Origin of the sequence: Prevotella conceptionensis 9403948 (assembly GCF_000312305.1) — a bacterium.
GTDB lineage: Bacteria > Bacteroidota > Bacteroidia > Bacteroidales > Bacteroidaceae > Prevotella > Prevotella conceptionensis.
This window is the reverse complement of record NZ_HE999451.1, coordinates 69,289-77,409: the sequence shown is the minus strand read 5'-3', so window position 1 is coordinate 77,409 and position 8,121 is coordinate 69,289. Positions and strand designations below refer to the sequence as shown.

General features: G+C 49.4%; 6 protein-coding genes. All 6 read right to left on the bottom strand.

The window, feature by feature from the left end:
• Positions 1-310: 310 nt before the first annotated feature.
• Positions 311-1,969, bottom strand: coding sequence for an AMP-binding protein (locus BN93_RS12850; RefSeq protein ID WP_019188729.1), 1,659 nt, complete (start codon positions 1,967-1,969; stop codon positions 311-313).
• 13 nt (positions 1,970-1,982) lie between these two features.
• Positions 1,983-2,537, bottom strand: coding sequence for a helix-turn-helix domain-containing protein (locus BN93_RS12845; protein ID WP_009231251.1), 555 nt, complete (start codon positions 2,535-2,537; stop codon positions 1,983-1,985).
• A 281-nt stretch (positions 2,538-2,818) separates the two neighbouring features.
• Entirely contained in the window at positions 2,819-3,802 is a 984-nt protein-coding gene (locus tag BN93_RS12840; RefSeq protein ID WP_019188728.1) for a hypothetical protein, read from the bottom strand.
• Positions 3,803-3,821: 19 nt separating this feature from the next.
• Positions 3,822-4,052 (bottom strand): hypothetical protein, encoded by a 231-nt coding sequence (locus BN93_RS12835; RefSeq protein ID WP_019188727.1) that lies wholly within the window; start codon positions 4,050-4,052, stop codon positions 3,822-3,824.
• Between the two features lie 640 nt (positions 4,053-4,692).
• Positions 4,693-6,234: a membrane protein gene (locus tag BN93_RS12830; protein ID WP_019188726.1), complete on the bottom strand. Its 1,542-nt coding sequence runs from the start codon at positions 6,232-6,234 to the stop codon at positions 4,693-4,695.
• Between the two features lie 281 nt (positions 6,235-6,515).
• Positions 6,516-8,121: HD family phosphohydrolase (locus BN93_RS12825; RefSeq protein WP_044260840.1), on the bottom strand; the 1,606-nt coding region annotated here is incomplete at its 5' end.

Sequence of the window (8,121 nt, the reverse complement as noted above, 5' to 3'; positions counted from 1 at the left end):
CAAACATATTTTTTTGCACAAAGGTAGGAAACAAAACATATCGGAAAAAGACGGCGAATATTGGATGCTTACATTAAAGCAAAGACTCTTTTGTTCAGCACACGTGTAGCATACCCCCATTGCTGCAAGTACATAATAAGGAGAACGCGAGTTTGGTATCATCCCAAGCTCGCGTTCTCCTTATATATATAATGTGTATGTGCAAACGCAAAGTGCGCATTCATACAAATGTAATGGTACAACTTAGGCACAATAGCCATTCTTAACAATAGCCACTGCACCTGCATTAAGGCGCAGGCAGCAACTAAGTTTACTTGGCGTTATCCCTCTGCCTAATCTCCACGCGCCTAATTTTTCCACTGATGGTTTTGGGCAGCTCGTCAACAAATTCCACGATACGCGGATATTTGTAAGGTGCCGTTTCGCGCTTAACGTGCTCTTGCAGCTCCTTCTTCAACTCGTCTCCAGCGCGGCTCTTCCATTTCGGATGCAACACCACCGTGGCCTTAACCACCATGCCGCGGATTTCGTCGGGAACGCCCGTGATGGCACATTCAACTACGGCGGGGTGAGTCATCAAGGCGCTTTCCACTTCAAACGGACCGATGCGATAGCCGCTGCTCTTTATCACATCATCTGCACGACCTACGAACCAATAGTAACCATCTTCGTCGCGCCATGCAATGTCGCCCGTGTAATACACGCCGTCGTGGTTGGCTTGCTTGGTTAATTCGGGGTCGCGATAGTATTCCTTGAACAGGCCCAATGGGCGTTTGTTGCCTATGCGAACCACAATCTGCCCCTTCTCTCCGTCTTCGCACGACGTGCCATCTGGGCGAATCAGGTCGATGTCGTATTGCGCATTGGGCTTACCCATCGAGCCCGGTTTGGGTTCCATCCACGGCATCGTGCCCAGGGTCATGCAAGTCTCGGTTTGCCCGAATCCTTCCATCAGCTTAACACCCGTGCGTTCGTAGAACTTTCGATAAACGGCGGCATTCAAAGCCTCGCCTGCCGTGGTGCAATAGGTAAGCGAACTGAGGTCGTAATCGTTGAAATCCTCGTGTATGAGGAAACGGTAAACCGTGGGCGGAGCGCAAAACGAGGTGATGCGATACTTCTCTATCATGCGCAATATCTTGTCGGCCGCAAACTTCTCGTGGTCGAACACGAACACGGCTGCGCCTGCAATCCACTGGCCATACAGTTTTCCCCACACGGCTTTGCCCCAACCCGTGTCGGCAACCGTAAGGTGAATGCTCTCCGGACCCAGGTTGTGCCAAAACACGCCCGTAGGGATGTGACCCAAAGGATAAAGAAAATCGTGGGCAACCATCTTGGGTTCGCCGCTCGTACCGCTGGTGAAGTACATCAACATGATGTCGTCGTTGTCGTTAACCTTACTGGGGCGCACAAAGGGAGCGGCCTTCTCCACGCCCGTTTGCCAACAATGGAAACCCTCGGGCACGTCGGGACCAATGCTGACGAGCGTCTTTACCGAAGGGCTTTCGGGCATCGCGCCCCTTACCTGCGTAAGGACATAATCTTCGCCCACACAAACAATGGCCTTAACACTGGCGCTGTTGTTGCGATAAACAATGTCGTGCGTGGTGAGCATGTGGGTGGCAGGAATGGCCACAGCGCCAATTTTGCACAAGGCCAGCATGGCAATCCACCATTCGTACTTGCGTTTAAGGATGAGCATCACCATGTCGCCGCGGCCAATGCCCAACGTTTGGAAGTAAGATGCAGCACGGTCGCTCTCCCTTTTCAAATCGGAAAAGGTGAAAAAGCGTTCGCCTCCCTCCTCGCTCACCCAAATGAGCGCCGTTTTTTCAGGAGCTTCGGCCGCCCAAGCATCCATCACATCGTAGGCAAAATTAAAGTTATCCGGAATAATGAACTGCAAGTTCTTGTTGTAATCTTCTGTCGAAGAGAAAGTTGTCTGCTTTAAAAATCTTTCTACCATGGGTGTTTTTCTCCTATATTATAACACATAAAAACTTCACAGGCTTACCCCCAAGGGCTTGCATGCGATGCGGTTTGGTGGCGTCGAAGTAAACGCTGTCGCCTTCTTTGAGCACCATCACCTTCTCGCCAAGGGTCAATTCCATCGTCCCTTCAACGATATAGTCGAACTCCTGTCCGTTGTGGCTGTTCTTGCGGTACGACTTACCCTCGGGAAGCGGGTCTACCTGTGCGAGGAAAGGCTCCATTTTGCGCCCGCGAAAGCCGCTGCCCAGACTTTGATACTTGTAGTCGTTGCCGCGTTCCACGCTCAATCCGTTGCCCTTGCGCGTAAGATAATAGGCACTCATACGAGGTTCCTCGCCGAAAAGCAGCACGTCGAGGTCGATGCCGTAGCGTTTTGAGATTTTCGCCAAGCGATAAACCGAAGGGTCGGCCGTGCCGTCTTCCATCTTCAGATAATGTTCCAAGGATATGCCACACAAGTCGGCAATCTCCTCTGCGGGTATGTTCAGCACTTCGCGCAAGCCTTTAAGGCGTTGCCCGATTGTTCTTATTGATTCTTCCATTGTCTTAATTCATGTTGTTAAATGCCTTGCAAAAATATGTAAAAACGCTCTGTTTCCGTCATTTCATGTCCTACTTTAAAGGGGTTTTCAACATTTTAACAAATTTACCGCACGTTTAACGCCGCCTTGTGCAGTATTTAACACAATGGTTCGGCATTTCACTAAAAAACGAGACCCGCCCATTGGGCAAGTCTCGTTTAATGTTGTTTGCGTAAAGCCTTTTATACTTCTCACTGCCTTAGCGAGGGAGCTCATATCGGTTTGATGCTGTTTATCGCCTGTCATTTCGTAAGCTCTATGGCAAGCACATAGCTGCCATTAACATCAAACACAAGATTCTTAAATTGCAATTCTGTGCCAGTGATGTCTTCGCCATAGATTGTTCCGCTGTTGAACTTCATCTTCAAGTCGGCTGCATTAGTGGTAAATAGCAGGTACGTAAATTCATTTGCCAAGGCAAAGTGCGTGTTGTTGCCCGCCTTTTGTACACTTCGGCCAAAAGTAATGGGCTGTGAGAAGGCACTCTTCGTGGCCGTCGACCAGTTGTTGTTCCTCAATTCGTACTTCAAACTGGCAGGCAAGCCTTCACTATTGGCGTTAGACAAGGTTGCCGTCATGGGGCCAAAAGCCTCTGTCCCTGTTATTTTCATCTTCAGCCTAACCCCCTTACGTTTCATGGGGAAAAGCACTACCTGCCGCCTGGGCTCATGCTTTATAATCTCACTCACATAACCAACGAAAGCATCATCAGCATTGGCGCGATTAATCATCAACACCCCATCATGCCTATACAGCTTGCTATTGTAGAGCAGAAAATGATAATAGTCGTGTTCAAGAATAATATCTTCCTTACCATCCAAGGAAATAAACTTGCCATTCTCCACTTTCCCCGTTAGTTTTCCCTGAAATTCGTGGGTATAACCATTATAGGCTTCCATTGTATAGGTATCGTTAGGCAAAGTGCGCGTCATCTTTGATGCTGCTCCCGAAAACCTGTCGGGCGTTAATGTGGCGATGGCCCGCATGCCATTGCTAAGGTTTATCGTATCGCTTTGCACGGAACTTGTGCCTGCAAACATTTTTTGTGGACCATCTCCATGATTGGAATAGTCGTCAAACTCTGCATTGAACACCAAATTTCTTAATGTATTTTGCTTAGGGTTAATTACGTTGTTGCCGTTATCGGCAGAAGGTTCGTTGGCACAGGCTGTCAAAGCGGCGAAAGCAATAGCGCAAACTACGCCATTTAGCGTCGTATTCTTCATACTCGTGGTTCTCTCTCAATTAGTATTCAACATCGTCTTCAAAAAACATCATGCCTCTGGCTGGTGCGTTTTTACTGCCAACCCGTATGGTGCCCACATTGTGTTCGCCCCTGTTTTCGTAACCCGAGGGCGACGTGTTGTTACGGACGTCGGTTCTTACTGAAACACATAGGAAGTCGATGTTCTCGATTTTAACCATATCGCACTGCGGCGACATGTAAGGTAACTTGTTTTGTTGTTCTCTCTTCATTTTTGTTTATAATTAGTATTGTTTGCTTTTTAGATTGGCGCACGTGGGGTTTCCCCGTGCCAGGTAACGCATAATGCCCTTTCCCCGCCAGGCTAAGCCGAAGGGAGGTGAATAAAATCTGTGTTTGTTGTTGGTGCAATAAAACGATTTATTCTAGTTAGCATCAAAAATAATTAGTTACAATGATCGATAGAAACGACAGGCCGCAAGGGTTAATTGCATGGGCCTGGGTTATCGTTATACATTATTGGTGATTGCGAATGCGTGCTGCAAAATTAGTTCTTTTTTCGGTTATATAGTTGCATTTATTACAAAAGTAAGCTTTTTATTGATATAAATCAGTTATTTAATGGTCTTTATCGGAACATTGTTGTAATAAGGAGGAAACTCTACTCATTAGGCTAGCATACTTTGAAAGTGCATGGTGCATGGGGATTTTAGCTAACAGGCAAATGCTTTGAACGATGCGTACGCGCCCAAGACCACACCGAACAGCAAACCCAATGGCTTACCAGTGCCTTACCATGTGGTGGAGTTGAAGTTGGCGTTGGCGTACGGACATAAAAAAGGCCCATACCGTTTTGTCCTCGCGGATGAAGATATGGGCAGAGAATTAGAGAGTTAGATAAAGTATTTTTTCCTAGAATTCGACGTCAAGTCCCACACCCAACACTTTGTTGGTACGGGTAAATCGATCGGTATTGTCGAGCGTAACGGTGGCCAATGGGTTGGCGTTTGTCACGACCGTTTGCTTGTAGGTCTTGTCGAAATTCTCGTAGTTGGTCCAGAAATAGGCCACGTTGAGCTTCATGTTCTTGGCCAATCGCACTTGTGCTCCGAAACCAATAGAATAGCTGCTGGTTACGAAACTCATGTCCGAGAGGTACGCGCCGTTGCCCAAATCGTATTTCGTACGCTGTCCGCCTGCGCTAACCGTGATGTCGGGCGTTACGTCCCACTCCATTCCGGCCAAGAATTCTTGGGTGTTCCCGCCCAAAAGCTTTTGCTTGTCATTGGCCATTTTCGCACTCTTGTCGAAGTAGAGATGGTACGATGCCATTGCGCGGAGGTTGGGAAGGATGGCGTATTGCGTGCCGATGGTCCACAGACCGGGCAAGTCGCTGGGCGTATTCACGCCGTGTTGGAAAAGTCCGGTGTCGTCTACCTTCGTGTCGTTCTCGATGTTGAGGTGCGTATTAAGCTCCAAACGCGTGCCGAAGTTCCATCGTCCCGTCTTGAAGTCTAGCCCGATAATCGGCGTTACGCCCCACCCTCTCTGGGTACACTCCAAGTACTTGTCCTTTACTTGGCCTTGTTTTTCACTCATCAGCCTGGCACCGCCCTCTGCTTTGGCTGCACCTGCAAGCAGTTTGGCCTTCAATGCGGCATCGGTTGTGGCCTCGGCCTGTGCCTTCAGCGCGGCAGCCTGTGCGTTAAGCTGGGTGGCCTTGTTGCCGAAGTAGGCGTAGAGGTTTTCGTTCGCGCCGGCAATGTTGGCCGTTATGTCGGTTATACTTCCCGTGTACTTATTATATACATAGTTCACGCGCATGCCTGCGTATGCAGAAAGCTGGTCGTTAAACTTGTATGTGGCACCCATCTGTACGCCAAAGATGTATTGTTGGCCCTTGATGTTGCTGGCAAGCGAATAGGCCGGCGTGGGAGACGTTAGTCCCGCTTGTGCCAACGCTGCGGGTATGAGGGCTACTTGCCGTTCGAACGAACCCAACCCATCGTCGAATGTGGCCTTACCGCCGCCACCTATAAGTCCGATGCCCACCTGGAAGCTCCACTTATCGCCGACGTATGCTCCTTGAAACGACGGCAAGATGGGCACAGAAGCTTTTCCAACATACTTCTTCGTGCCTTCGGCATCGCCCCCGTTCAAAGAAAGGGGATGATAGAAAGGGGTAAGCTTGGTTGCCTCAACCGTCATTCCACTTTGAATGGTACGGGTCTGATAGGCATTTTGGAAGTTGAAAGACAGGTGCCACCCCTTTCCTAGGAAGGCAACACCAGCAGGGTTGCTGTAAACTCCGTCGATGGCAATCACGCCATCGCGTGCGAAGTTTCGGTTAAAGGCAATGTTCTGATTGGTATTCGTAAGCAGTCCGCCTGCGAACAACGACTGGCAACACATTGCCAAAACAGCGGCCGAACTGGCCTTTTTGAATGAGCGCATATTAAACAGTTGTTAATATTGTTGGTTACAAAGTTAGTGAAATTGTTCGAATTATCACCACGTATCACTGGAATTTAACCAATCTTAATGTTATTATTACGAAAAATATTACTAAAAGTATTGTTTTGTTGCACGTTATCAGCTATTTGTGCAGTTCTACATGTACGTTTCTGCAATCGGCCAACCCGGCATCGCCCCATCTTTCACCATTAAGATAAGGAGAAACAACGCACCCTCCTGCTATCGGCAACGCGGGCATGGAGTGCCTTATCGGCAGCTGGTCAGCCCCGTTTAAGCTCCGGATACGATATTCGTGTGTGGTAAATGCTTTTGAGACGTTCCAGCAAAACAGCCTTTGCCACGGCTATATCCCTGAATGTTATCGGGCATTCCTTAAAGTGCCCCTCTTCCAATTGTGCATCTACCAAGCGGTCTATCAGTCCCTTAATGCTTTCTTCAGTGTATTCGGGCAGCGACCGCGAGGCGGCCTCCACCGTGTCGGCCATCATCAGTATCGCCTGTTCGCGTGTAAAGGGGTCGGGTCCTGGATAAGAGAAGTCGCGAACGTCCACCTCCTCGTCGGGATGTTCGTTCTTATAATTAATATAAAAGTATTTAGCCATCCCCGTTCCGTGATGGGTGAGGATAAACTCGCGAATAAACGTGGGCAGGTTGGCTTTTTCGGCCATTTTCACCCCCTCGGTAACGTGACTGATGATGATCCTTGCGCTTTCTTTATAGGGCAGGCCCTTGTGTGGGTTAACGCCCACTTGGTTTTCGGTGAAAAACGCGGGTGCCTTCATCTTCCCAATGTCGTGATAAAGCGCACCGGTACGCACCAACAAGCTGTCTGCCCCAATGCGGTTGGCTATCTCGGCAGCAAGGTTGGCCACGGTGATGGAATGCTGGAACGTGCCTGGAGCCACCTCGCTCATCTTCCTGAGCAAGCCTTTGTTGGTGTTGGAGAGTTCGAAAAGCGTCACACTAGAAGTGAAACCGAAGGTGCGTTCGATAACATACATCAGCGGATAGGCCAGCAACAGCAGCACACCGTTGGCCACGAAGTGGCTATACATGCTCGTCTCAAAGTTGGCGATGTCGCCTGTCTGCATCAGTTGCAGCGTAAAGAACACCAGGAAGTTGGCCAAGGTCACGAACAGCGCACATTTGAAGAGCTGTGCCCTACCCGACAAGTCGCTCAACGAATAAATGGCCACCAAGCCACCGATTAGCTGCAGCAAGAGGAACTCAAATTGGTACTTCACCGCCACAGCACAGATGAGCATCGTTACCACATGCGTGGTGAAAGCGGTGCGCGAGTCCACGAACACGCGGATAAACATCGGTCCGATGGCAAACGGGATGATGTAAACGCTCAGCAAGCTGTGTTCCATAAAGAGCGACACCATTATGGGATAGAGCGTTATCATCACGTAAAGCATCACCACCGAGCGCGCTTTCTGCAAATACTGCGGGCGGAACATCACCAAGAAACTCGTAAACAGCCCCAACAGCAGCAGCACATAAATGAATTGGCCGATGATGGTGTTCTTTATCTCGCCCTTCGACACGTTGCGGCGCGCCACTTCCTTCTCCATCGAGGCCAGCACGCGGTAGGTTTGTTCGTTCACAATCTCGCCCCGGTCTATTATCTTTTGTCCCGAAAGCACCATGCCGCTTGCCAAAGGCACGGATGCCAGCAGGTCGTTCAGTTCGGTTGTGCTGCGTTCCTTATCGTAAGTCATGTTCACATGCAGGTAACCAACGATGTCGGCCTGCTGCAAAGCCGAGCGGTATGCCGACAACACATCATCGTTGAGCAGCTGCTCGTAGGCCTTCATGGTGCTGTAAATGCAGCCCACCTGCATGCTTTGCACACGCTTACCT

Bases quoted from the DNA above. Each gene is read 5' to 3' on its own strand.
- BN93_RS12835 (WP_019188727.1), bottom strand. From the start codon at position 4,052: ATGAAGAGAGAACAACAAAACAAGTTACCTTACATGTCGCCGCAGTGC.
- BN93_RS12840 (WP_019188728.1), bottom strand. From the start codon at position 3,802: ATGAAGAATACGACGCTAAATGGCGTAGTTTGCGCTATTGCTTTCGCC.
- BN93_RS12850 (WP_019188729.1), bottom strand. From the start codon at position 1,969: ATGGTAGAAAGATTTTTAAAGCAGACAACTTTCTCTTCGACAGAAGAT.
- BN93_RS12845 (WP_009231251.1), bottom strand. From the start codon at position 2,537: ATGGAAGAATCAATAAGAACAATCGGGCAACGCCTTAAAGGCTTGCGC.
- BN93_RS12830 (WP_019188726.1), bottom strand. From the start codon at position 6,234: ATGCGCTCATTCAAAAAGGCCAGTTCGGCCGCTGTTTTGGCAATGTGT.